At 43.4% G+C, this 23,797-nt stretch carries 22 protein-coding genes; 4 read left to right on the top strand and 18 right to left on the bottom strand.

The window, feature by feature from the left end; all coding sequences use genetic code 11:
* On the top strand, positions 1-239 hold a 239-nt coding region (locus BJP37_RS39540; RefSeq protein WP_158069662.1), incomplete at its 5' end, for a hypothetical protein.
* Here the strand turns inward: BJP37_RS39540 and BJP37_RS18895 are convergent.
* The 15 genes from BJP37_RS18895 to cpcB form a co-directional block, all read right to left on the bottom strand.
* Positions 188-1,705 carry an adenylate/guanylate cyclase domain-containing protein gene (locus BJP37_RS18895; protein WP_075901044.1) on the bottom strand — a complete coding sequence of 506 codons (1,518 nt, stop codon included), beginning with the start codon at positions 1,703-1,705 and terminating at the stop codon, positions 188-190. The two genes, BJP37_RS39540 and BJP37_RS18895, sit on opposite strands and share 52 nt — an antisense overlap.
* 226 nt (positions 1,706-1,931) lie before the next feature.
* Positions 1,932-2,942 (bottom strand): chemotaxis response regulator protein-glutamate methylesterase, encoded by a 1,011-nt coding sequence (locus BJP37_RS18890; RefSeq protein ID WP_075901042.1) that lies wholly within the window; start codon positions 2,940-2,942, stop codon positions 1,932-1,934.
* A 250-nt stretch (positions 2,943-3,192) separates the two neighbouring features.
* Positions 3,193-5,763 carry a hybrid sensor histidine kinase/response regulator gene (locus BJP37_RS18885; RefSeq protein ID WP_075901040.1) on the bottom strand — a complete coding sequence of 857 codons (2,571 nt, stop codon included), beginning with the start codon at positions 5,761-5,763 and terminating at the stop codon, positions 3,193-3,195.
* 84 nt (positions 5,764-5,847) lie between these two features.
* Positions 5,848-6,000 carry a hypothetical protein gene (locus BJP37_RS41265; protein WP_198954037.1) on the bottom strand — a complete coding sequence of 51 codons (153 nt, stop codon included), beginning with the start codon at positions 5,998-6,000 and terminating at the stop codon, positions 5,848-5,850.
* A 16-nt stretch (positions 6,001-6,016) separates the two neighbouring features.
* Positions 6,017-6,769 carry a chemotaxis protein CheW gene (locus BJP37_RS18880; RefSeq protein ID WP_075899532.1) on the bottom strand — a complete coding sequence of 251 codons (753 nt, stop codon included), beginning with the start codon at positions 6,767-6,769 and terminating at the stop codon, positions 6,017-6,019.
* A 997-nt stretch (positions 6,770-7,766) separates the two neighbouring features.
* Complete coding sequence (locus BJP37_RS18875) at positions 7,767-8,807, bottom strand: response regulator (RefSeq protein WP_075901038.1); 1,041 nt, start codon at positions 8,805-8,807, stop codon at positions 7,767-7,769.
* Between the two features lie 32 nt (positions 8,808-8,839).
* Complete coding sequence (locus tag BJP37_RS18870) at positions 8,840-9,220, bottom strand: response regulator (RefSeq protein ID WP_075901036.1); 381 nt, start codon at positions 9,218-9,220, stop codon at positions 8,840-8,842.
* Entirely contained in the window at positions 9,210-11,378 is a 2,169-nt protein-coding gene (locus BJP37_RS18865) for an ATP-binding protein (protein WP_075901034.1), read from the bottom strand. The genes BJP37_RS18870 and BJP37_RS18865 overlap by 11 nt, the downstream gene beginning before the upstream one ends.
* 134 nt (positions 11,379-11,512) lie before the next feature.
* The gene (locus tag BJP37_RS18860) at positions 11,513-12,250 is read right to left on the bottom strand and encodes a phycocyanobilin:ferredoxin oxidoreductase (protein WP_075901032.1); all 738 of its coding nucleotides are present in this window, start codon (positions 12,248-12,250) and stop codon (positions 11,513-11,515) included.
* Between the two features lie 454 nt (positions 12,251-12,704).
* The gene (cpcD, locus tag BJP37_RS18855) at positions 12,705-12,944 is read right to left on the bottom strand and encodes a rod-capping linker protein CpcD (RefSeq protein ID WP_075901030.1); all 240 of its coding nucleotides are present in this window, start codon (positions 12,942-12,944) and stop codon (positions 12,705-12,707) included.
* A gap of 73 nt (positions 12,945-13,017) precedes the next feature.
* Positions 13,018-13,878: a phycobilisome linker polypeptide gene (locus tag BJP37_RS18850; protein ID WP_075901028.1), complete on the bottom strand. Its 861-nt coding sequence runs from the start codon at positions 13,876-13,878 to the stop codon at positions 13,018-13,020.
* A gap of 45 nt (positions 13,879-13,923) precedes the next feature.
* A complete protein-coding gene (locus BJP37_RS18845) occupies positions 13,924-14,742 on the bottom strand; it encodes a phycobilisome linker polypeptide (protein WP_075901026.1) in 819 nt (272 codons plus the stop codon).
* A 54-nt stretch (positions 14,743-14,796) separates the two neighbouring features.
* Complete coding sequence (locus BJP37_RS18840; protein ID WP_075901024.1) at positions 14,797-15,615, bottom strand: phycobilisome linker polypeptide; 819 nt, start codon at positions 15,613-15,615, stop codon at positions 14,797-14,799.
* Between the two features lie 104 nt (positions 15,616-15,719).
* Positions 15,720-16,208, bottom strand: coding sequence for a C-phycocyanin subunit alpha (cpcA, locus tag BJP37_RS18835; protein ID WP_075901022.1), 489 nt, complete (start codon positions 16,206-16,208; stop codon positions 15,720-15,722).
* A gap of 100 nt (positions 16,209-16,308) precedes the next feature.
* Positions 16,309-16,827 (bottom strand): C-phycocyanin subunit beta, encoded by a 519-nt coding sequence (cpcB, locus tag BJP37_RS18830; protein ID WP_075901020.1) that lies wholly within the window; start codon positions 16,825-16,827, stop codon positions 16,309-16,311.
* Between the two features lie 1,235 nt (positions 16,828-18,062).
* On the opposite strand from cpcB, the gene BJP37_RS18825 reads away from it, so the two are divergent.
* Positions 18,063-18,260 (top strand): hypothetical protein, encoded by a 198-nt coding sequence (locus BJP37_RS18825; protein ID WP_143727682.1) that lies wholly within the window; start codon positions 18,063-18,065, stop codon positions 18,258-18,260.
* A 1,192-nt stretch (positions 18,261-19,452) separates the two neighbouring features.
* Positions 19,453-19,860, top strand: a complete 408-nt coding sequence (locus BJP37_RS18815; RefSeq protein WP_075901014.1) for a hypothetical protein — start codon at positions 19,453-19,455, stop codon at positions 19,858-19,860.
* A 73-nt stretch (positions 19,861-19,933) separates the two neighbouring features.
* Here the strand turns inward: BJP37_RS18815 and BJP37_RS18810 are convergent, their stop codons facing one another.
* Positions 19,934-20,782 carry a hypothetical protein gene (locus BJP37_RS18810; RefSeq protein WP_075901012.1) on the bottom strand — a complete coding sequence of 283 codons (849 nt, stop codon included), beginning with the start codon at positions 20,780-20,782 and terminating at the stop codon, positions 19,934-19,936.
* A gap of 305 nt (positions 20,783-21,087) precedes the next feature.
* Between BJP37_RS18810 and BJP37_RS18805 the strand changes: the two genes are divergently transcribed.
* Positions 21,088-23,073: a tetratricopeptide repeat protein gene (locus tag BJP37_RS18805; RefSeq protein ID WP_075901010.1), complete on the top strand. Its 1,986-nt coding sequence runs from the start codon at positions 21,088-21,090 to the stop codon at positions 23,071-23,073.
* Positions 23,074-23,150: 77 nt separating this feature from the next.
* On the opposite strand, the gene BJP37_RS42690 is transcribed toward BJP37_RS18805, so the two are convergent.
* Together BJP37_RS42690 and BJP37_RS18795 are read right to left on the bottom strand one after the other, a co-directional pair.
* Positions 23,151-23,408: a type II toxin-antitoxin system HicA family toxin gene (locus tag BJP37_RS42690; RefSeq protein ID WP_229415364.1), complete on the bottom strand. Its 258-nt coding sequence runs from the start codon at positions 23,406-23,408 to the stop codon at positions 23,151-23,153.
* The gene (locus BJP37_RS18795) at positions 23,398-23,619 is read right to left on the bottom strand and encodes a type II toxin-antitoxin system HicB family antitoxin (RefSeq protein ID WP_075906250.1); all 222 of its coding nucleotides are present in this window, start codon (positions 23,617-23,619) and stop codon (positions 23,398-23,400) included. Before BJP37_RS18795 ends, BJP37_RS42690 begins: the two co-directional genes overlap by 11 nt.
* Positions 23,620-23,797 lie beyond the last annotated feature (178 nt).

Genomic DNA, 23,797 nt, shown 5'->3' with positions numbered 1-23,797 from the left:
GCGAGCTAGGGATCAAGCCATGTCTACGTTACAAACTCCCTTGTCCCCCTGCTAGCTCCCTACTCCCTACTCCCTACTCCCTACTCCCTACTCCCTACTCCCTACTCCCTATTCCCTACTCCCTACTCCCTACTCCCTACTCCCTACTCCCTACTCCCTACTCCCTACTCCCCTTAACCCAGATAGCTTACTTCTTGGTAAACCGCCAAACTCCATCCCAATTCTGTGGCACTCCTTGAGCGATCAACTGGTTAATTCGCTCCACATATAAGGCAGCGGTCTTATCCAAAGGATTCACCATTAACACGTGATTAAAATACTTTAAAGCCTTGTCAAATCCTTGAGTGCAATAACACTCTAAACCTTGTTCAAAATCCAGTTGCGTTTTTAACTTCAATTCCCTAACTGCTTCAGTATCACCATCCAACACTTCATAGATGGCAAGAGGTTCATTTCTCCCTTTAACAATTGCTCGATCTATAAACCGAATTTGATAGTGATTCCGATTGCTCAATTTATCTAAGGTTTGCTGAGAAATTAATAAAGAAACCCCATAGAACTTGGTCAACCCTTCCAAACGAGCGGTCAAGTTAACATTATCAGAAAAAGCATCCCCCTGCATTCGGAATGTTTCTCCAACCATCCCCACCATCATGTGACCATAGTGGATGCCAATCCCTACTTGAATTGGTAAATAACCCTTGGCTTCACGTTTTTGATTGTATTGGTGGACTTTTTTGAGCTTGGCAATTCCAGCACAGACAGCATCATCAGCGCCATCAGGGAAAATTGCCATCATGCCATCCCCTAGAAATTTGACAATAAAGCCATCGTGATTGCGAATTTCAGGACTGACACGCTTAAGATAGGCATTGACGAAGTCAAAGTTTTCCTTTGGTGTCATACTCTCAGAAATGGTAGTGAAGGAGCGAATATCACTGAACATTACCGCCATTTCTTTACTAACATGGTCCCCTAATTGGACATGAATCACATTTTCCTTGTGCAGAAAATTTAGATATTCAAATGGGAAAAACCGAGCAAAGGAATTTTTTAGGGTTTCCAGAGTTTCATTGGCTTGAGTCAATTCTTGCTCACGGGCTTTTACAGTTTGAACCATGTGTCGGAAAACTCGTGCTAGTCGTCCTAACTCGTCGCTCCGAGCGGCTACTTCCTCCAAACTTTCTGGCTCAAATGTATCATTTTCCACAGCAGCGGCTGCTACTGTCACCTTTTCTACCTGTTTTATATACTTTGACTGGCGCAGATTTTCAGCTTTAAGACGCTCTTCAGCTTCGGTTCGTTTCAGAAAGTTCAGATAGGCTTTAGAATGGTAACGAATACGAGCAATTAGTTCTACCCGATCTGGCAGTTTTACTAAGTAATCATTTGCTCCAAATCCAAAGGCTTTAGCTTTAATTACTGGTTCTTCTTTACTTGAGAGTACAATCAGGGGAATAAGTCGAGTCGGGGAATCTTTAGAGCGCAGAAAACGCACTAACAACAAGCCATCTATCTCCGGCATGACCAAATCTTGTAGAATGACCGTTGGTTGGTACTCCTTAGCTACCTTTAAGGTTTCAGTTGGATCCTGACAATAGCGGAAGATAATATCCTTTTCCGGAGCTAACATGCGGCGGATGGCTTCGCTGATCATGGGCTGATCATCGATAAGTAGGACTTTAATTGGCTCTTGAATCACCATTTTGATTTTAATGTCCTTGTCAAGCTTTGGCTATCAATTAGATCAGGTACAGCATAGATAAATAACCTAGGGTTAGCTAATTCGTTTAGCAGTTTATCAAATTTTGTTAAATACTCTGGGTAAACTGGGAAAACTATGTCATGCCAATTGTGATTAATAGTCAGCTATTGTTAAGAATTATTATAAGGGAGCAGTGTTGTGGAATAAAAGTGATATTGGAATTTAGCTAAGGCTTAAACGCGAATCCTTTGATTAGGGCAGGTGCGATCGCGTCTAGGGGCAAAATTTCCACCGCCGCCTTCAACTCTGCTGCTGCTTTCGGCATCCCATAAACCACGCAACTGCTTTTATCTTGGGCAATCGTATGCCAACCTTTAGAGCGCAACAGTTTTAGCCCTTCAGCTCCATCTCTACCCATGCCAGTTAACAAGACAGCCGTGCCCTTGCGCTTCCAGTACTCGGCTACACTTTTGAAAAAAACATCCACGGAGGGGCGGTAGGGATAATTACTGGGTTTGCTGGTGTAGGTTAACCTCAAATTCGATGTTAAACACAGGTGGTCTTTGGTTCCAGCAATCAATACTTTCCCTACTTCAGGACGGCTACCGTCAGACGCTAGTTGGACTACCAAGGGTGTCTGATGATTCAACCAGTCCACTAAACCTGAAGCAAACTGCAGATCCACATGCTGGACAATCACAATTGCTGCACTGAAACTTGCTGGTATGTTGGAGAGAATCGTTGCTAGAGCCTTTGGTCCTCCAGTAGAAGCACCAATTGCGATTAAGGGCGGAAGATGGAGTTGGGAATTTCGGGCTGGGGATTTTGAATTTCGGGTGGAAATTCCTATCAGTTTACCAATGGTAGCAATTTTAGTAAGTAGTTCTTGGGCAGCGTCTGGGTTACCGCGAGTGCCCAACACTGGCAGGCTGACAGCATCTAAGGCTCCATATCCAAGGGCTTCAAATACTTTAGATGAATTCTGCTGGATGCTAGCGGTTACCACTAAAATCGCACAGGGAGAATGTTTCATGATCTGGCGAGTTGCCTCAACCCCATCTATTACTGGCATGGTCAAATTCATCAAAATTAAATCTGGGAGGTCTTTGGCACATTTGGTAATAGCTTCGGCACCATCACTAGCAACCCAAGCTACTTTATAGTCTGGAACCGCCATCAAGACACGCCGCAGAGTCTCTACTGCCATCATTGAATCATTAACAATTGCTATTTTCATGTCATAAAAATGCTGATTACTTTTTTATAAGGGAGTAGGGAGTAGGGAGTAGGGAGTAGGGAGTAGGGAGTAGGGAGTAGGGAGTAGAAAACTAAATGTACTTCATAATTATGATCAACATAAGTATGATTAACGCTATAGTCGATTTTATTGATTGCTGAATTCCACCTTAGTAATTCATAAGCTTGGCTTCAAACTTTACTATTTAAAATTAACAAGCAAGCCATCCAAAATCACCAATGAATACTCCCTACTCCCCAATTAAGTCAATCACCGCATTCAACAACGAATCATCATGGAAACTACTCTTGGTTAGATAATAATCTGCTCCAGCTTCCAAACCTTGAAGACGGTCTTGTTCGCGGTCTTTATAGGAAATAATAATCACAGGGATTGATTTTAATTTATCATGGCTTTTAATATGGCTGACTAGCTCAATGCCGTTCATGCGGGGCATATCAATATCACTGATCACTAAATCATAAGGGTTGGTGCGAACAGCGTTCCAACCATCCATGCCATTAACAGCTACTTCCACCTCATAACCTTGGTTTTCCAGTAACTTACGTTCCATTTGCCGCACGGTAATGGAATCATCAACTACTAGAATGCGTTTCGGCTGTTGGATATCAGTATCATCAGTATCACCACTGACTTGGCTCAACTGGCGGCTATTGAGTAGGTTATCAATGGAGCGCACTAAATCTGACACATCCAAAATTAGAATCGGGGAACCGTCTCCCATCAAAGCAGCAGCACTGATATCCTGAACTTTGCCCAGCCTCGGATCTAATGGTCGAACCACTAAATCCCGTTCACCTAAAAATTTATCAACTACTAATCCAAAACGGTTCGATTGGTCACTGATGATCACCACTGGTAGGGTTTTAGATGTGATATAAGAGTCATCTAATTCCAACACTTGATGGGCAGCTACCAGTCCAATGTTTTCATCATTAAGGGTAAAATATTGCCGCTTTTCTACTACAGAAATTTCGGTTTTATCTACCATGACAATTTTGTCAATTCGTGCTAAAGGGAACGCATAAGGTTCACCATATATATCCACTAATAGGGTACGAATAACTGATAGAGTCAAAGGCAATTGGAAGTGGAAACTCGTTCCTTGCCCTAGTTTAGAGGTAGCTCGCAGGGTGCCACCTACCTGTTGTGCCATAGTCTTGGCAATATCTAAACCAACGCCACGACCAGAAATTTCGGTTACCTGCTTAGCGGTAGAAAATCCCGGCAAAAATAGAAACTCCATCAGCTCATGTTCAGCCAGCTGGCTTGCGATGTCTGGGGTGATCATTTTTTGGCGGACAATTTTTTTCCGCAATTTCTCTGGATCTATGCCTTTGCCATCGTCAGCAACAGTAATCGATAACATCCCACCACGATGAAGGGCTTCCAGTCGCACGGTACCTTGGGCTGGTTTCCCCATTGCTACACGCTCTTGGGGAGGTTCAATACCATGGTCTACAGAGTTACGCAAAATATGAGTTAGTGGTGCTTCTAGTTTCTGTAAAATATCTCGATCTACTGCGGTAGATTTGCCGATAATTTCTAATTTAACTTGTTTATTCAGCTTTCTGGCTATATCCCGAATCATCCGAGGAAAACTCTGTACCCCATCAGCAAAAGGACGCATGTGAGACGCAATCACTTCTCGGTAAAGACGATCCGAAAGATTAGCAGTGCGACGTGCATACAGTTCTAGTTCACTCATGCGATCGCCCAAAATTTCCCGACATTCCTGTTCCTTTTGTCGAGCAACTTTTAGATATTCATCCCCCACTTGATTCACCGGGGATATTGCTAAAGAATCCTGTAATTTTTCTAGGATCTTCGATAATTCCATTTGATGTTTCTTGAGAGTCATCAAAGAATCAGCAAATGGTTGTAGCCAATTCGCCTCCACTAGGGATTCACCGGCTAAACCCATTAACCTATTTAAGTTTTCAGCACTGACTCGCACAACTCTCTCTTTAGCTTCCGGCTTTTTGGCACTATCCAAAGCAATCAATGGTTGCTTGGTTAAATCATTCCCTGGAGTAGATGAGGATTGATTTTCTTTGGCAGCCACTTCGGTTTGAGGCTTGTGGCTAACAGCCTGATCCAAGGTTTGACTTTTAATCTCTATCGTGGTGTTGTCAGATTCCTGACTAGGTACTTGAGGGGGAGAATCGGTTTGAGCCTGGTGAGTTACTACCTGATCAAGATTTTGCTGATCAACAGTTTGCTGATCAACAGTTTGCTCTTGAGTCTCTATAGCTGTATTCGTACTATCAACAGTGGAAACTTCGGAAGGATAATCTATAGCGCTTAGTTTTTCCGACTTCTGTGGCTCGGAGGCATTAGGGGGAGGAGATGGAGATGGCTGCTGTGGGGAGGAGGGTGCAGATTCCGGTGCCAGAATTTTTGCGATCGCAATACTCTGATGTTCAATGGCTTGCCCATGTTCAGACAACCATTGCTCTAAATTCATTTCACCAACTTGGCTGATTTGTTGGAGGAAATCGACACCTTGTAGCAAGACATCGATGTGAGCTGCTTTGAGGGTAATGGTTTTATTCATAGCTGCCACAAAGCAATCCTCCATGGTATGAGCAATGTTAACAGCAGCATCAATTTGGACAATGCGGGCAGCACCTTTAATGGAATGGGCAGCACGCATTAGGGATTCCAATTCTTGGCTGGAGGAAGGATTACTTTCCAGAGCCAATAACTTGTCATTTAATATCGCTGCTTGGCTTTCCACCTCCATGCGGAATAAATCCAACATGGAGAAATTGCTCATATCTTGTCCGCTGTCTGTCATAGGATTTTAGAGTTTAGAGTTTAGATTGATGATCTTTTGTAAGCATTCAGCGGTCAGCTGTCAGCGGTCAGCCGTCAGTTTATTTTATTCAAAAGCTGTTCGCACCTCAAGTAGCGTGGCCATAGACCCAAAGCTGTTCGCGTAGCGTGCGCGTAGCGCTAATCGCTGTTCGCTGATGACTGATAGCTGATGACTGATAGCTGATAGCTGAATGCTTACATAGATAGCACTTTCCACTCATCACCCCATCGGGTTACGTAATCTTCCGATTTAGGGTGTAAAACAATAACTCATCGTCCAAGTAATTCACCTTTTTATCTTGCCAGTTAATTATCCATTTTGTATAAGTATATGTAGCGTTAGAAATAACCGCTGGTGCATCGAGTAATTCATTAGCATGAAACCGTTGAACAGTAAAAATTTCATCAACGGGAAAGACCCATCGGTTGCCCTCAATTTCCACAACCACCATCCGTTGATACATCACACTACTCACATTGGTTTTGGATTTTAGAGTTAAGGGCTGTTGGATTTTGGATTGCTCGGAATCTGAGTTAGCAGGATTATCTTCCAAACCAAGGAGATGGCTGAGGGAAACGCACATTAGGATTTCCCCACGAATATTCACAATTCCCAGTAAGATCTCGTTGCTGCGGTGGGGGATAGTGTGGATAACACAAGGCTGGGTTACTTCTTTGAATAACTTTGCAGACAATGCCAACCATTCTACTCCTAGCCTAAAGATAATTACGGATATGGTTTCCCCTAGTTGTGTCAGAGCACTTTCCCGTTGCGGCACAGATTGGGAAACCAGTAAGTTAGTCCATTCATTAATGTAACCTGGAGGCGGTTCACGTTCAAGCAAGCCGCGCCCTGCTAAGGAATAAACCGGACAGTTGCGGCAATGAATGAAGGTTTTTAGTTCTGGGCAGGAGCGATCGCCTGTCACTCCGATTTGGTTCCAACAATCGTTAAAAATTGGTTGATTACTTGTTTTATATTGCATTACTTCAGGAGTATATTAAACGTTAATATCAAACCAATTTGTGCTAGTTGTTTAACTAGAAAAAAAATTGATATTTTTGTAAATTTTAATTCACGTATTTATTGAATAAACGCTAAGATTTCGATAGTATTATCCGAATATACACTATTTCCAATACTATCCCTCCAATTCCCATTTCATCCAATCCTTAATCCTTGATCCTTCATTTGCTAGATATAACGTTTTTCGTCGTTATGAGGTACAGTATTCTTTGATGTTGATTCCCTGTTAGGTGCGCTCTTACCATTAAGAATTAAATTCGCCACGGGTCGCACCTCTTGATGCAGTGATCGCTATTCCCTATTCTCTCTTCCCAGATCCGCTGTTCCCAGATCCGCTGTTCCCTATTACCTATTACCTACTTATAGCGTTTCTAGGAGGGTGCATCTCCTAAAAGTTGTTTGACAAGGTGGTGCGTTACGGGGCGGGCTGTCTAAACCCTGACTACGAGGCGAAAATAAGGCCCCCCCTAACACACCCTACGCAACTTTTTTACAAATATGAGATGCACCCTCAAAGTCCCCCTTTTTTAAGGGGGATTTAGGGGGATCTCCGAGTTTGAAGACAGGCCCTAGTCCCCCAACTTTGGGGGAAGAGTCAATTTGCTTATAAAAGTCCCCCGTCGGGGGATTTAGCTCACAGGGGTAGGTTTTTTACATTTGGGTAAAATATGGGACGACCGAGAGGGAGAGAAAAAGGAAAACAACGAAGAAATGATGATTGTTAACGACAAATTAAGTATATTTTCTTATCCCCCACACCCCACACCCCACCCCCTACACCCCACACCTGAGGTCTTTGTAAAAAACCTACCCTTATGAGGGGGGATTTAGGGGGCTTGGATGTAGCAAATGAGACTTTTCAGACAACCTCTAAGGATAACTTCCTGCCTGAAGTCGCACTCTTTGAAGGCGGTTAAGAATGCGATTAGTTAATTCTGTTGCCTAGTTATATTCTCCTAGGTTAGTTCATCGCGCAGAGCGGTTAAAAGTACTTGAAAGTGGAAGATTTGTTCAGCACCCAAATCAGTATCCCCTTGCAAGATACCTTCAAGTTCCCGGGCTAAGCGCGACCCTTCTGAGAAACCAAAAATACCCAAGTTTCCAGCTAAACTATGAGCTGCCAACCTCCCTTGTTCTTGATGGGAAGAACTCATAGACCCTTCTGAGAAAACTCTAGGGACTTGCTCTAAGATAGCCAATTGATTACGGCTCTTTTCCCGGTACTTTTCCCAAGCTGCAGCGATCGCTTTGAGGTGTTTTGAGTGCTTATTGGCAGTAATCTCTTCTGGGATTACAGTAGTAGGTTTAGAATCAGCATTGTCTGGCTGCAACTTTAGTCTATAGCCCAGTCCATGTACTGTTTCAATCAGATCTTCCGGAGCACCAGCAATTCTTAATTTCCGGCGTAGCTTTCTTAGATGAGATCTAACTGTTGCTTCCGCTGGAAATTCTTTCGAGGACCACAAATTGTCTATAATTTCGTCAGTACTAAAAACATGATGGCTGTGGCGCAGGAATAACTCTAGTAGCCCATATTCCTTGGGGGTTAATGAGAGCAACTGAGTGTCGTAGGTTACTTTACAGCTGCGCGGGTCTAGTTGCAAGCTACCCCAACTCAGTACAGGCAGGGAGTTTGAGTTTACTCGACGCAATAGAGCTCGCATGCGAGCTGCTAGTTCCTCAAGATCAAAAGGCTTAGTTATATAGTCATCGGCACCAGCATCTAGCCCCCTAATCTTGTCTACACTAGCATGGCATGATGTTAGTAAAAGGATAGGCATGTGATAACCACTGGCGCGGAAACGCTGACAAAGACTAATTCCGTCAACCTTTGGCAGCAACAAGTCCAGTACAATCAGGTCGTAGGTATAAGTTGACCCATAGGCCCATCCCTGTTCACCGTCAGTGACAGCATCAATCACATAATTTTGCTTGGGAAGGCTGTTTTTGAGTAAATCAATTAAAGACTCATCATCCTCCACTAGTAATAGTCTCATGTGTACAACTACAAACGATCAACAATAATGAATCACAACTTCCATTCCAACATTTCTGCTATTTGAATAGCCAAAGTTATAGAATTAAATGGTTTGATAATAACACCAGCAATACCGATTTTTTTAAACGGGTGTTGCTCTGCTATCTGAGTCTTTGCCGTCAGAAAAATAACGGGAATTGACTGGGTTTTAGAATTTGCTTTTAACTTCGAAAAGGTTGCAATTCCATCCAGATCTGGCATCATTACATCAAGTAAGATTGCGTCTGGCAGTTTAGTTTTAGCCATAGCGATACCTTCCAAGCCTGAAGAAGCTGTTAGTACCTCCCAATCTGTTTCAAGTTCCAGACCGACTTGCACCACTTCCTGGATAGTTTCTTCATCGTCAATTAGCAAGATGCATTTAGTACTCATGGTTATCTTCTTCTTGCTGTTTTAAAGCGGGTAGGGTAAAATAAAAAGTACTGCCTTTACCTAAAGAACTCTCTGCCCAAATTCTGCCGCCGTGTTGCTGGATAATTTTGCGGCAAATCGTTAGTCCCAGACCTGTTCCACCTTTCTTACGGGAATCAGATGAGTCCACTTGCTCGAAGCGCTCGAAGATACTTTCGAGCTGGCTATTGGGGATTCCTTGTCCCTGATCTTTGACTTGAAATGTGACATAGGCAGTTGTGGAGCATCGCAGCTGTTTCTGCTTTTTGGTTCTATTAACCTCGTTATCTGTTATTGCAGAGAGCCAAACTGTGCTATTGGCAGGTGAAAACTTAATTGCGTTGCTTAGTAAATTAGTCAAGGTTTGGACAATATAGTCGGGGTCAGCCCAAACAGAGAAAGAGGTGGACTTGGTTGCCAACTTAACCCCATGTTCACTAGCCATTGTTTGCATAGCCTGGACTGCTTTTTTGATCAAGTCAGCTGCATTGCAGGCTTTTTTGTCCATATTCACCTTACCTGACTCAATGCGCTGTAGGTCTAAGACATTATTGACTAAGCGCACCAGGCGATCAGTTTGTTCGTCGGCAATTTCGAGCATTCGCTGTCCTTTGGCAGAGAGCTTACCGAGTTTTCCCGTCGCCAGGATTTTCAGGGAACCGTGAATTGAGGCCAGAGGGGTGCGGAGTTCGTGACTGACCACTGAAATGAACTCGTCCTTCATCCGTTCTATGGCTTTGCGATCGCTAATATCACTTGTTAAGGCAAAAAAACCTTTGACTAAACCCTCCTCCTCGCTGAGATGAGGGATGTAGGTAACGCTGACGGAGTGAGTGCGTCTATCTTTGAGGGTCATTTCATGTTCGTAGGTGACTGTCCGACCTGACAAAGCAGCCTCCACATGCACCCGAATCTGCTGATAGACTTTTTTCCCATGGACTTTCTGAAGGTGAGATCCAGACACCTCTGAAGGGGAAAGTCCCAACCAGGTTTTGTAGGCTTGATTGTTGAAGCGATAGCGCTGTTCCTTGTCAATGTAGGCAATTAAAACAGGCAGTGCATTGGTGATGAGGCGGAGTTGTTCTTCAGAACGACGCAAAGCTTCTTCTGCCTGAAGGCGATCATTGATTTCCTGTTGCAGATTGCTGTTTACTTTCCTCAACTCGGCTGTCCGTTCTGCAACCATCTCTTCCAGATTCTCCAGCAGTTGAGCTTGGGACAGGGCAATGCCGATTTGGTCTGCCAACTGTTGCATCAGTTCAACCTCAAACTCACTCCATGGTCGAGCAGCCTGACACTGATGGGCGATCAGCAAACCCCAAAGTTGATTCTGGGGTTTAACTCGGCGATTTTGACTGTTTGTATGGGAGTTGAGGCTTTGTAAGATCGGCACAACGAGTTTGGCTTTGACATGCCATTCATCCAGAAACTCAACTAAGCACTCAGCCAAAGCGGCATCAGGGCTGTGAACATCAGCGTAAGCTTGGGTGCGACCTTGACCATAGAGTTCTCGGTACTCTGCAGGAAAGACTTCTTCGGGAAACTCAACGTCGAGAATTGCCGGATATGTCGGTAAGGTCGCTTCGCTAATGATTTTACCTGTTCCATTGGCAAAAACTTGGTAAATCAGTACTCGATCAGCCCGAAGAATTCTTTGCACCTCTGTAACAGCAGTTTGTAGAATTTCTTTGAGTTGCAAAGATTGGCGAATTTTGAGAGTTACTTCAGAGAATAACTCTACCCGCTGATGTTGGCGTTGGAGTTCCTCTTTTGCTGCTTTTCGGCGCTTGGTAATGTCCCGCAAAATCAACAAGTGATTACCAGGTGACAAGTCTATAACTGATGTATACTCCACTGCTCGTGTTGAGCCATTTGGGCAGAGGAGTTGAACTTCCCCAATTTCTTGCCCTCTTTCCCAAAAGAGGTGCCATGCTTGTTCACAATTGAGATCTAGTTTTAAAAAATTAATAATGGAGTGATTAATCAACTCCTCCCTTGCTAAACCAAATAAATCACAGACAGCAGGGTTCACCTCTATGAACTGACCGTTGTCACCAACGATAGCAATTGCTTCAAAGGAGCGCTCGAATCCAGCTTTGAGAAGAGATTCAAGCCTTTGAGGTTTCTCAGCAGACTGCATGACTACGCCAAATGTTAACTACTTTACTGTAATCTAAAGTAATCAAACTTTATTAAAAATTTACAAAAGTTAACTTTAAGACTTCTATTGCCCGTGAAATTTCAGTTGAAGATTTCCCTACCCTCCAAACCCAATCAAGGGGAATCAAACAGCATTGTAGTTATATATCGTTGTGCCCATTGCTGACCAAAAGACTGTTCTAAGATTCTTCGAGTCTTGTCATTATGCTGCTGCTGAGTACAGTAGTAGCGTTGTCCTGCTAAAATTTCAGCTTCCTGGTAAGGAGAAGAAATCGGCATCATGGCGGTCGCAATTTGACAATGCAGAGTCAAAAAATGCTTAACTTGATCAAAGAAAGCCGCTTCTTCTTGAGCATCGGCAGGACGCACAAATATACAAAATTCCGAAAAAATATCTCCCCACTTCGGTAAATCCCGGTGTTGAGAAAACTTAATTTTGGGTAGTTTGGCTAAAACACTGCGATAGGATATTGGTAATATGCGCTCAGTGGTAACGGGAGACAGATCAACAATAGCCGCACTAATAAACCTTTTTCCTCCCACAAGATCAACTCCGAAAATTGGCAAGTTGTAGTTGGAGTGGGGGAACATAACACAGTGGAGAATATCAAGGCGATGACTTACCTTTGCTAACTCTAGGTGTAATTTGCGAAACTGGGGGGTCTGATAACAGCGATTTTCAATTAATAGTTTCTCCCCTTCTAAATTTCCCTCCACGTAACCGAGATCCTCTGGTATAGTGTAAGGAGACAGAGATAAGTAATGTTGCCAGTGGTCTTCAATACAGTTTGCAAGTTTGCGAATGAGAGTATGCTGGTTTTCTCTTAGAGAGGGTTGAAGAGTTTTTAGCATCTTATATTAAGGTTTTAAATAAGGTTTTTTGGGTATCAACTTAAGCCGGAAAATTTTTGTGGTGAGAAAGTGTTAGGTGTTAGGTGTTAGGTGTTAGGTTGCAGGTTTTGGGTATGAAAAATATCAAACCTAAATCATAATACTTAACATCTTATTAAAAGTCCCCTAATATCTAATACCGTAAGCATTCAGCTATCAGCTATCAGCTTAAGCGCTACGCGCACGCTACGCGAACAGCTATTAGCTTAAGCGCTACGCGCACGCTAGGCGAACAGCTATTAGCTATCATTTATCAACTTATGGGCTACGGGCACGCTACTAGATCGGTGCTTTTAAATAAAATAAGCTGTTCGCGTAGCGTGAGCTAAAAGCTCACGGCTGACAGCTGACGGCTGAATGCTTACCTAATACCTAGCACCTTGTCCCAACTTCAAGACATTTGGTAGTGTTGTTACTATGTTGTTGGCATAACCGGACGAATGCTGACGATTTTTCCTCCCATACGAGTAATGCGCTGCATCTCTTCATTCATGTGGCTGTAGGGAACCTGAATAAAGATACTGCTACTCTTGGGTAAAGGGTAACTGTTTTTATTGTTTTCTTCCTTATGCCACAACCCTGTTACCTCATAGACAAAGGTACGACTTTCTGATGGTGAATTAGAACTGTCAAAACTTAAAGATTCACCCAGCATGTTTCCGATACCTCCTAATAGCTAACTCAGATTAGATCAACTCCTGAACTTCTATTTTTAGAGCAAATGTGATCTAAGCAAGTGTTATACTAGCGACTTTACCTCCCATTTTGTTAATTTGCTGGAGCGTATCCGATAGCTTCTCATAAGGAACCAGAAGCTCTTTGCTAACGCGGCGCACTTTGGGATATCTAGGCAAGTTCATTCCTGATACTTCCAACCGATAAATACGACCTTCTCTTGCTGGACTTCGGAAGGTTTTATTGGGCGTAACACCTTTTTCAGAGGCTCGGTACGCCCAACCTTCACTACCGCCTGAAGGACCAACCACTGCTGAAACACTATTAAGAGCAAGTTCACTAGCAAGGCGAGACGCTGTACCTTCAACTTGTGCGCGATCGCTATTGGCATAGCCTCGGTAAAGGCGGAACATGCGAGTAAAGCCCACAACCTTTTGTCCGGTTTGAGTTGAGAAGCCTCGATAATAAGGCACGATGAAGTCACCAAAGTTTTCATCGTATTCAGCAGAATCGATATAGGAATCAATATCTGCTTCAAAGCCATTGTTTTGGTAGAGGTCAAGGTGGTAAATTACCTCAGACTCATCATAGGGAGCTCGACCTAGCAAGTGCTTCAAGTTTAACTCAATCACCCGAGTTTGGAAGCTGGTGTACAGAAATTTCGACTTGTATAGCTCTGACTTAGCTACAGCTCGCACAAACTCCCGCACCGTGAGAGAGCCATTGCAGAGCAGGGATTCTAAACCGGTGAGGCGCTCATAAGCCATGATGTAGTCGTTACCGAGTACTTGTCGGTAAACAGCTTGAATGACGGCTTTGGCATCATCTTGGCTCCAGTTGGGGCGCAGTTCAATGGGGTTGCTATTGCTAAAGGCAGAGGTGCCTAAGCGGGATGCTGCTGTTGTAATTGCCACTTACTCTACTCCTATAGGACTCGACGTTTAGATGTTCTAGAAACTTCAGGCACGGGTAATACTCATGACTTGACAACCGCGCTTGTTTAGTTTTTGCAGGGTGGGAGATAGCCGTTCGTAGGGCACGACATATTCACTGATGCTGCGCCTGATCTGAGGGGCACGTCCCAGACCTCCTTGAGTTACTCGGAGTCGATAGAACTGTCCCTGAATGTTTGCAGTTGTGCCGGTGAGTGCTTGTCCGCCATTTGGGGTTCGCACGGGGTTTGCCATATTGCGAGCTAGCTCATAGGTTAAACTAGCACGACCGCCCTTGCCCTGAGCGCGATCGCTATTGGCGTAACCACGATAGAGCTCAAACATGCGGGTAAAGCCGACGGTTTTTTGTCCCGGTTGATTGGAAAAGCCTCGATAGTAGGGTACGATGGAGGTGCCAAAGTTCTGCTCATACTCAAGGGAGTTTATGTAGGAGTCGATATCTGCCTCAAACCCCTCGTTTTGATAGATATCGAGATGATAGATGATTTCAGACTCATCATAGGGAGCCCGACCGAGTAGGTGCTTGAAGTTCAACTCAATTACTCTCGGATGAAAGTTGCTGTAGAAGAATTTCGACCTGTAGACTTCTGACTTGGCGACAGCCCGCACAAAATCCCTTACAGTCAGGTAGCCTTGGCAGAGTAAAGACTCAGCACTGGTGAGACGCTCAGAAGCCATGAGATGGTCGTTACCGAGTACTTGTCGGTAAACAGCCTGGATAACAGCCTTAGCATTGTCTTGGGTCCAGTTGGGGCGCAGTTCAATGGGGTTGGCATTGCTAAAGGCGGAGGTTCCCAGCCAGGATGCTGCTGTGGTAATTGCCACTTGTTATTCTCCTAATTTTTAATACTGCTTGATAGTGGTGAGATTTCAGTTGCCTTAGGCTGGCGTAATACTTGTTATTCGATCACCTTGCTTGCCAAGCTGCCGCAAAGTATAAGATAACTGATCGTAAGGCACCAGATACTCGCTAATTGTGCGCCGGATTTGAGGACCACCTCTTGTCACCCCTTGAGAAACTCGCAAGCGGTAGAGCTGCCTTTGGCTACCTGCATTTGTGCCGATAACTACCTGTCCCTTGGTTTGGGTTCGGATAGGAGTTGCGGTGTTACGAGCCAGCTCATAAGTTAAGTGAGAGGGATTGCCATTGCCTTGGGCGTGATCGCTATTGGCGTAACCCCGATAGAGCTGGAACATGCGACTAAAGCCCACAACTTTCTGACCCTGTGGGCTCTCGAACCCACGGTAACTCGGCACAATCGAGTTACCAAAATTTTCTTGATATTCCTGTGAGTCGATGTAAGAATTTATCTCCGCCTTGTAGCCTTTTTGATTAAAAAGATCGACATGATAGGCAATTTCCGACTCATCATAAGGGGCTCGACCCAGAAAATGCTTATAGTTCAACTCAATAAACCTTACTTGGGGTGTGGAGTTTAAGAACTTTTCCTGGTATAGTTCTGACAGAGCCAGTGCCCGGATAAAATCTCGTACCGTAATGTCACCTTGGCGCAATAGAGACTCTGCATTGGTCAAACGCTCGCAATCCATGACATGAGCATTGCCAAAGACCTGTCGATAGGCAGTTGTAATCACTGCTTGCACTTCATCTTCTGTAGAGTAGGAGCGCAGCTCCATTCGAGGGGAATCCGCAAAAGGTGCGATGCCTAACAGCCTCGCTGTTGTTGGACTTACCATATTAGTCTCCTAAATTTCTTTTCTAAAAAACATTGCCCGGAACTTCAGAAAACCGTTAATCAACTATCAACAGCCACCTGGAGTTCCGGGCAACTCGAAAAACCCTAGCTAAGAGCGTTAATTGTGTAATCGAGATAGGAGTTTGCCTCAACGGCAGGGTCACCACTTAGACCATGGTTCGCCTTGATGTACTTGAGAGCTTCGACATACCAGCTCGGAGAAAGTTCAAAGGTGAGGTTGATTTCGGCGATTCCTGAGATCAGGTACTCATCCATGGGTCCTGTACTCCCAGTCACCAAACAATAAGTCACCATGCGCAGGTAGTAACCGATATCACGGGCGCATTTTGCCTTCCCTTCAGGAGTCGAAGCGTAGTTCGGTCCTTGCATCTGCGTGGTATAGGGGAACTTTTGGTAAACTGCTTGGGCTGCACCATTAACTAGAGTCTCAGCTTTACTGGTTAAGCTTTGAGCAGCTTCCAAACTTGCAGTAGCTTGGCGAAAACGACCGAACGCACTCTGAATTTCGGCACTGCTCAGAAAGCGGCCTTGGGAGTCAGCGGTAGCTACTGCTTCAGTTAGGGGAGTTTTCATAATGTAATCTACCTCTCAAAAAAAAGTTTTGCAAATTTTTCGTAAACGAATGCTACTGAAGAATTGAACGAGCAGATGGCTGTCCTAGGGTTTGGTGAAACTAGCCAACAGCAGCAGCAGCTCGATCAAAATAACCACTTAACTCAGACATTAGAGAGCTACAGTCACCAGGAGTAATGCCAGTTCTGTCATTGGCAATGGTGATCGCAGCGTCCTTCATCTTATTGATACCTTCAGCTACAGAACCTCCAGGAACTCCCAGTGCTACATAGGTTTCCCGCAGGCCATTAAGGCAGCGATCATCTAAAACACTGCCGTCACCAGCGAAGGTGGCATAGGTTACATAGCGAAAGACAATCTCCATATCGCGCAAGCAAGCAGCCATGCGACGGCCAGTGTAAGCATTGCCACCAGGCTGGATCAATTGGGGCTGCTCTGCAAACAGACTACGGGCAGCATTGGCTACAATTGCAGAGGCATTGCTTGTGAGTCGGTTGACCACATCCATGCGCTTATTGCTTTCAGCAACCATGCTCTTGAGGGAATCGAATTGATCGTTACTGAGATATACACCTCGGGTATCAGCTTGGGCAACCACCCGTGCAAATGCATCTAACATTAAAGTCTCTCCTTACATCTTGACTTGTATAAATCCAAAACTGGATAGTAATTGACTGCCTGCCCTACTCTGCCAAACAGCAGAGTAATGAATCAATCAGCAGCCTTGAATTACTCCAGTAGCTTCAATTCCGTTGAGCCTTCTTGTTAAGAATTTTGTAGCCTCTCTCAGAGACACAAGGTAACTCAAGGAAACTGACCCCTAACTTTTAAGTCAGGGATGCAGCGGCTTTCGGACCAAAACTATTCAAGCAAATCGTCTGTGCAGATTTTGTGCAATTATGTGATTCAATTACAAATCGTAACAATTCAGCTATTTTGTTTTTGCCATCAAAGGGTAAAAACAAGGCTACAAAGCACTATGGATAACGGATAGAGCGTTTAGTCCTTCCTGAAAATTGAGCCGTTTGTCAGCTTTAAGAATCTTCACACGAAACTAATTATCTGACCAGTACTGAGACGATGTCTTAGGAGGTAAAGAAAGACCTGGCAGAGTTGAGTATTGTGCGATTCTCCTAGGGAGACGCTACGCGATCGCCCTATTCAGGTAGAGTTAGACGAGTAAAGATTGTTTCTCAGACAGACCGGGTGATAACGGCTGAGATTACTCTTGATGTTAGGGATGGTGGTTAATTCTAGGGCAAGGGTATGTTTGTGGTAGTGCTGCCTTTGCCCAATAAGTTGAGAATAATCGGACTATGACACAGCCTTATTCATAGTCCGACATTAGTTGTTAGGTTTAATATTGTGTTTGTCTTTTTATTTTAACTCACTAAGCATATGCTTTTTGATAAAAGACCATGTTATTTGTTATTCTGTTATTATCAACAACTTAACTCTATTGCGAGTACAGTTCGACGAGATTATAGGCGTTTCGAGCCATGATCAACCGATATCCAGCCAATGCACATTATGAGTCATTTTTTATGACACTTATCCTGTTAAAAATTAAAAATAAATTTCAATATTTTCTTGAGACAATAGGTAAGCTTAAATCCATAATTAAATAAGATTAAATACAATTATATACTAATTTTATTTAAAACGTTAAACATAAACTCCGGATACTTATTTTTTATCCTACAGTAACTTTTTATTAATCTTATTCAAATCTTTATTTTTTTTGGCTACAAATTATAATCTTTAAGCCTCTATAATGTAATTGACATTTGCTATGACACAGCCTATCCATAGTTAAAGTCAGTTGTTGGTTTGTATTGCGTTTGTATGAAAATTATGAAAAGATATCTCCAAGCTATAGGGCATTTCTGCGTTCCTATAGCTCTTGCTGTTGTCGCTACTTACATTACCAGTAGTGACGTCCAAAAGAGCATCAAAGATGATGTTGTCCCATGGCTTCAGGTAACAGCCCTTAGCACTACTACTGTTAATCAGGGATTACAGGCTGCTAAGCGATTGCGTCGCTTTAAGTAAAGTTTGATGCTGTAGATAATTAGTACTAGTTGCTGATTATCGGTATAGTTTTGCCCCCTAACTACCCAATTTTTTGGGTCGCACCTTAAGCGAATTTAATTCGCCTATGGGAAGCGCACCGAGGGAGGAATAAAACTCTAAAAGTCCCCCGAGCGAGCAATCCCTCGCTCGGGGGACTAATGGGGGCTGTTTTAAAATAAGGCGTTCAGCTTTGCTGTGCCAAAGGCGATCGCGCTACTACGCTGGAACTGTTTTGATAAGCGATCGCGAAATCATAAGGGTTTCAGCGTGTGAAGTTATAGTTCACCACCCGTTTGTCCCCCCTTATTTATATTTACTATCTTAGATAAGCGGGATATGAGTTCGATACTCGGATCCTCTGGCTTTGGACCAAGTCTATCACTTATCCTCAATAAACGAAGATTTCTCTGAACGGAGGTGTTAACAGTCAAAAGGTTACCTCCTACCACTGTCGCGCTTTCAGTTTCTGACAATATTTGGAGGTGGGTTTCTGGTAAGTTGAGGATAGGTTTAGCTTTGGTAGTACTCACAATCTGGTATTTTTTCTTCATTGTCATTGCTTTAAACTCTAGTTATACAAAGGGACAGATCTGGTACATGCCATTAATTCTTTATGGAAAGTGGGTTAAACACATTACTGTTTCTTGAATGTCCTTACTTTGTAATCACTCCGAAAATCCAAATTTTATACATTTTCATATAAAGTTTTGTAAATATGAAGAATTTTCGAGAGTCTTTCAGAGCGATCGCACACCCAAACCCCATCTCTACATGCCCGGCTCATCCCGTTGGTAACGTCTTAGTCATTATCGGGTAGTGGTTCTTCTGTTGTTGAAGGTTGTTCGCGTAGCGTGGCCTTTTGGCCAAGGTTGTTGAAGGTTGAATTCACTTCTGCCTTCTGCCCTCTGCCTTGTTTTCCCCAAAGTATAAGTATTAAACGTCTTAAACTATCCTTATGTTGCTATTAGCTAAAATTGTTATCAATATAATAATTTAATTATAAATAGTTATTGCAATATTTACAATTTATCCAGATTTTTTTGATTTTCCAATTGACAACAACCATAGCCACTATTTATAAGATAATCATGGCAAAAAGAGCCGCGCTTTCCGGCCACGAACCACGAAGCGCGGCTCTCTCCCAAACCACAGTTTAGGTAACTCTATCATAATGGCAAAGACACGATTTATTCATCATCCCATCGATTATCACGAAGCTATGGAGCGTCTTGAGCAGCTTGGACAACACAGGGAGCCAAGGGAGGAAAATTTGTATCCCTATCCCATCACAGAACGAGAGCAAATTCTAATCCGACTGTACAGTTACTTGGAATTGGGTATGACACCGCAGCGGTTTTACCAAAAGTGGGACTTAACCCAGGAAGATATAGCTTTGATCTGCTCTTGTTCCGTTCACACGGTTAACGGCTGGTTTAACACTAGTCGTCGCTGTTACCCTCCGACTCCTGGTCACTTGCGCCATCTGGCGATTATGGATTTTTTGTTGGAAGATTTTGAGACTATTCCGAGGGAATTATTGGATCGATTGTGCTTGAAGGAGGAGAGAATGGAGAATTAAGAATTAATTCTACATTCTTAATTCTTAATTCTTAATTCTTAATTCTTATCTTGATTCAGCAACGCGCAATTAGTTAGTAAAGCACTGCACTTGGTCCTTCAGAAATACCAGTCTTGGGGACTTCTTTGTCTCCAACCCATTCAGAACCATTAAATACATTACACCACATCCATCCACTGTCCTCTCGCCCTTGATGTAACAGGTAAATTTCGTCATTATATACGACTGCTGATGGTCCAGCAGTTATCCCAGTTTTATGTATCTTGTGATCTCCAGCCCACTCATTGCCATCGAAGACATTGCACCACAGCCAACCGTTATCACCTCTGCCCTCGTGAAACACGTATACTTGACCGTTGTAGACTAATGCATCTGGATCATCGGTTAAACCTGTGCCCCGTACCTCTTTATCTCCAGCCCACTCATTGCCATCAAAAACGTTATACCAGAGCCAGCCACTATCTCCTCGTCCTTGGTGGAACACATAGAGAAGGTCATTGTATACTACTGCTGATGGACTAGAACTAATTCCGGTCTTAGGAACTTCTTGATCCCCAGCCCACTCATTGCCATCAAAAACGTTATACCAGAGCCAACCACTATCCCCTCGTCCTTGGTGGAACACATAGAGAAGGTCATTGTATACTACTGCTGATGGGCCAGCACTTATACCAGTATTACCAATTTCTTTATCTCCAGCCCACTCATTGCCATCAAAAACGTTATACCAGAGCCAACCACTATCTCCCCGTCCTTGGTGGAACACATAGACAAGGTCATTGTATACTACTGCTGATGGATCTCCTGTCATCCCAGTTTTAGGAACTTTTTGATCTCCAAGCCACTCATTGCCATCAAAAACGTTATACCAGAGCCAGCCACTATCTCCTCGCCCCTGATGAAATACGTAGATGTTGCTCATTGTTTGTTCCCTAATTTGTCTCTAGTTAATCATACTAGTACAACAATACACCTATAAACATTCTAGAAAGAGCCTGGGGTACGGCAGGGCATCTCGGAACCTGGATTGACCGTAGCTCAAGCTAATTAACTCTATAGCGAGACAGACTTTACTAGTTGCTCCCGTCCTGTGTTAAAGAAAAAGTAAATAATAGTCTTAAAAACCATCATCACTAATAAACTCCTAAAAAAGGGGGTGCAGACATTACTACTATCGTGATAGTAATAAAGTTACTTACCCCCTAGAAAATAGGGAGGTTACTAGCAATGGCAAGTAAAAAGAAAACCGGCTTGAGTAAAAGTAGTGGTTTTGGAATTAAAAGCTTAATGCCGGAACTTCGCAAGGCAAGAGCTTTGATGATAAAGCAAAAATGGGAAAAAGCCCAGGTAGTTCTGGAGAATTTGAGTAATAACTACCCCCATAATGCAGATGTTCTCTCCGATTTAGTAAATGTCTGTTATGAATTAAAGGATTTACCGGCTTATGAACGTGCTTGCGAAATGCTGGTAAAAGTAGACCCTAAAAATGCAGATGCAGCATATGGCCTGGCGGGAGGTCACTATGCTAACCTGCATCCAATACTTGCCCTGGAAGCCTTTCAAAATGCTGTGAGTCGTTTTCCCAACCATGATTTGGCGGATGATGCCCGCGAAGCCATCGCAGACTTAGATTCTAAGGTGGATGAACTCTTGGCTGAAATGAATTTAACGCGCTCCGATGGTTGGGAGATTGCGGTATTACACGAACGCGCTCAAGCTTATTTAAGCCAAGGGGAATATGAACAAGCACAATTGGCAAATGAAGAGTTACTTCAACTACGACCTGATTTTGTGTTTTCTTACAATAACTTGAGTTTGATTAGCTTTACCTTGGGGGATAATGATACAGCAATCGCCTATTGCCAAAAAGTCCTGGAAATTCAACCAGACAATATCCATGCCCTTGGGAACCTGACTCGCTACCATATTCTCAATGGTGATATGGAACAAGCAAAAAGTACTTGTGAAAGATTGATCAATTCCCAAGCTAAGGGCTGGGACGTGTGGACAAAGAAAGCGGAAGCCCTCTCGTACTTTGGTGACGACCAAGGAATTTTGCAAGTTTTTGAGCAAGTTAAAGCTTCAGGAGAACTCTCAGGAACGTCGTTTACGGGGTTGTTTTCGCACCTGGTAGCAGTAGCACTAACACGTCAGGGACGTATAGATGAAGCCCGTAAATTATGGTTGCAAACCCCTGAAAACACGGAAGGGTCAAAATTAGCACAGGCAAACCTGCAAGACTTGAAGAAACCAATTGGTGAACGTCACGCACCTTGGGCATTCCCCTTGAGTTGCTGGTTAACACAAAAGACAATAAAAGAACTATCAGCTTTGGCAGATTCCCACTCCAAAAAAAAGGGTCAACAGCTTTTAGGCAAAACCACCCAGGATTATTTTGATTCACATCCCCAGATTAACAATATTATACCTATACTTCTGGAAAGAGGAGACCCCCAAGGAAGAGAATTTGCTTTTCGCTTTGCTAGTTTGGCCAAAACTCCGGAAATGCTAGTAGCACTGCGGGACTTTGCCATCAGCCAGCACGGTCCTGATGCCATGCGTTATGAAGCTGCGATAACGGTGTCTGAAGCCAAACTGTTGCCCCAAGAAGGTGTAAAAATGTGGTTTCAAGGTGAATTGCAAGAGGTTAACCTAATCTCCTATGAGCTTCACGACGAGCCCACTGTGGCGAATCATTCCCGTAAAGTCAAAAATCTGGGGGGTAAAGCTATATCGTTGATGACAAAAGGAGGAGTAGAAAAAGCGGTAGAGGCAGAAAAAATACTGCAAAAAGCTTTGGAAATAGAACCAGACTCACCAGATTTACTCAATAACTTAGCTGGTACCTATCAAATGCAAGGACGCACAGAAGAAGCCTACAACCTTTTGTCAGAACTATCATCAAAATATCCTGATTATCTATTTCCAATTATATCTCTGGCAAGGTTGAAAATCAAAAAAGGAGAAATTGCAGAAGCAGAAGCTTTGCTCAAGCCTCTAATATCTCGCAAGCGCTTTCAGTTTTCGGAGTTTAGTAATTTTTGCACTGCTCAAATTGAATTATTCATGGCGAAAAAAGACAAAGATAGCGCTCGTAAGTGGTTGCAAATGTGGGATAATTTAGACCCGGAGAACCCTGAATTGCTGCCATGGAAACTTAAGTTAGATGGGGATAATTTATTGAATAAGTTGAAGTCGATGGTCAGTGGCTAGTAATTTAGTGCTGTCATATTTTACCGATTGAAGAATCCCCGCTCATAAGCGGGCGGGGAGTGTAAAACACTTTGACCCTATGTGATTATATAAATTCTACGACTTCTGAGGTACAAATTTCTGGTTTTTAGGGAGCAGGGAGCAGGGAGCAGGGAAGAGCCAAGAGCCAAGAGGGAAGAGGTAAAAAATAAGGTGTACCTCATAAGTATGATAAATACTATAGTGGTTGACCGTCCATCCGGATGCTTCCAACGGGCATGACTTCCTTTTTGACGAACTTTCTGAAAGCCTAATTGTTTAGCAACTTTTTCTAAGGTTTTAGCTTTAGCTGGCATGAAAAACAGTTACCTCGACATCATCAGGTAAAATTTTGCCTTCTTCGAGGTATTCTTCTTGAATCATCTCAAAAACAGGATTTAATTCACAGAGGGCTGCCTCAGGAGTTTCTCCCCAGGCATGACATCCTTTAATCGCTGGAATATAGGCCACAAAAGTTCCGTTGTCATCGGGACGTAAAATAATTTTATAGTCCTTTAATGATTTCATTTCTTTTGCAATTTTATCTAGTTCGGTAAGCCTAGGGCTAGGAATTTCCACTCCTTGTGGTTTCTATAGCAATTCTCTATGCCATGAGGGACAAATAGATCCCCCTAAATCCCCCTTATTAAGGGGGACTTTGAGGTTGAGAAGCGTACCTCATAAATCCTATAAAAGCGATCGCAGA

Source organism: Moorena bouillonii PNG, from assembly GCF_001942495.1.
Lineage (GTDB): Bacteria > Cyanobacteriota > Cyanobacteriia > Cyanobacteriales > Coleofasciculaceae > Moorena > Moorena bouillonii.
The sequence above is the reverse complement of the archived record's forward strand: the minus strand, read 5'-3'. Positions and strand labels throughout refer to the sequence as shown.

Excerpts from the sequence above, each read along its gene's own strand:
- BJP37_RS18880 (WP_075899532.1), bottom strand. The coding sequence starts at position 6,769 with ATGCAATATAAAACAAGTAATCAACCAATTTTTAACGATTGTTGGAAC.
- BJP37_RS18795 (WP_075906250.1), bottom strand. The coding sequence starts at position 23,619 with ATGAAATCATTAAAGGACTATAAAATTATTTTACGTCCCGATGACAAC.
- BJP37_RS18825 (WP_143727682.1), top strand. The coding sequence starts at position 18,063 with ATGAAAAGATATCTCCAAGCTATAGGGCATTTCTGCGTTCCTATAGCT.
- BJP37_RS42690 (WP_229415364.1), bottom strand. The coding sequence starts at position 23,408 with ATGCCAGCTAAAGCTAAAACCTTAGAAAAAGTTGCTAAACAATTAGGC.
- BJP37_RS18805 (WP_075901010.1), top strand. The coding sequence starts at position 21,088 with ATGGCAAGTAAAAAGAAAACCGGCTTGAGTAAAAGTAGTGGTTTTGGA.
- BJP37_RS18860 (WP_075901032.1), bottom strand. The coding sequence starts at position 12,250 with ATGCTAAAAACTCTTCAACCCTCTCTAAGAGAAAACCAGCATACTCTC.
- BJP37_RS18885 (WP_075901040.1), bottom strand. The coding sequence starts at position 5,763 with ATGACAGACAGCGGACAAGATATGAGCAATTTCTCCATGTTGGATTTA.
- BJP37_RS18815 (WP_075901014.1), top strand. The coding sequence starts at position 19,453 with ATGGCAAAGACACGATTTATTCATCATCCCATCGATTATCACGAAGCT.
- BJP37_RS18865 (WP_075901034.1), bottom strand. The coding sequence starts at position 11,378 with ATGCAGTCTGCTGAGAAACCTCAAAGGCTTGAATCTCTTCTCAAAGCT.
- cpcD (WP_075901030.1), bottom strand. The coding sequence starts at position 12,944 with ATGCTGGGTGAATCTTTAAGTTTTGACAGTTCTAATTCACCATCAGAA.
- cpcA (WP_075901022.1), bottom strand. The coding sequence starts at position 16,208 with ATGAAAACTCCCCTAACTGAAGCAGTAGCTACCGCTGACTCCCAAGGC.
- BJP37_RS18890 (WP_075901042.1), bottom strand. The coding sequence starts at position 2,942 with ATGAAAATAGCAATTGTTAATGATTCAATGATGGCAGTAGAGACTCTG.
- BJP37_RS18840 (WP_075901024.1), bottom strand. The coding sequence starts at position 15,615 with ATGGTAAGTCCAACAACAGCGAGGCTGTTAGGCATCGCACCTTTTGCG.
- cpcB (WP_075901020.1), bottom strand. The coding sequence starts at position 16,827 with ATGTTAGATGCATTTGCACGGGTGGTTGCCCAAGCTGATACCCGAGGT.
- BJP37_RS18810 (WP_075901012.1), bottom strand. The coding sequence starts at position 20,782 with ATGAGCAACATCTACGTATTTCATCAGGGGCGAGGAGATAGTGGCTGG.
- BJP37_RS18875 (WP_075901038.1), bottom strand. The coding sequence starts at position 8,807 with ATGAGACTATTACTAGTGGAGGATGATGAGTCTTTAATTGATTTACTC.
- BJP37_RS18895 (WP_075901044.1), bottom strand. The coding sequence starts at position 1,705 with ATGGTGATTCAAGAGCCAATTAAAGTCCTACTTATCGATGATCAGCCC.
- BJP37_RS18870 (WP_075901036.1), bottom strand. The coding sequence starts at position 9,220 with ATGAGTACTAAATGCATCTTGCTAATTGACGATGAAGAAACTATCCAG.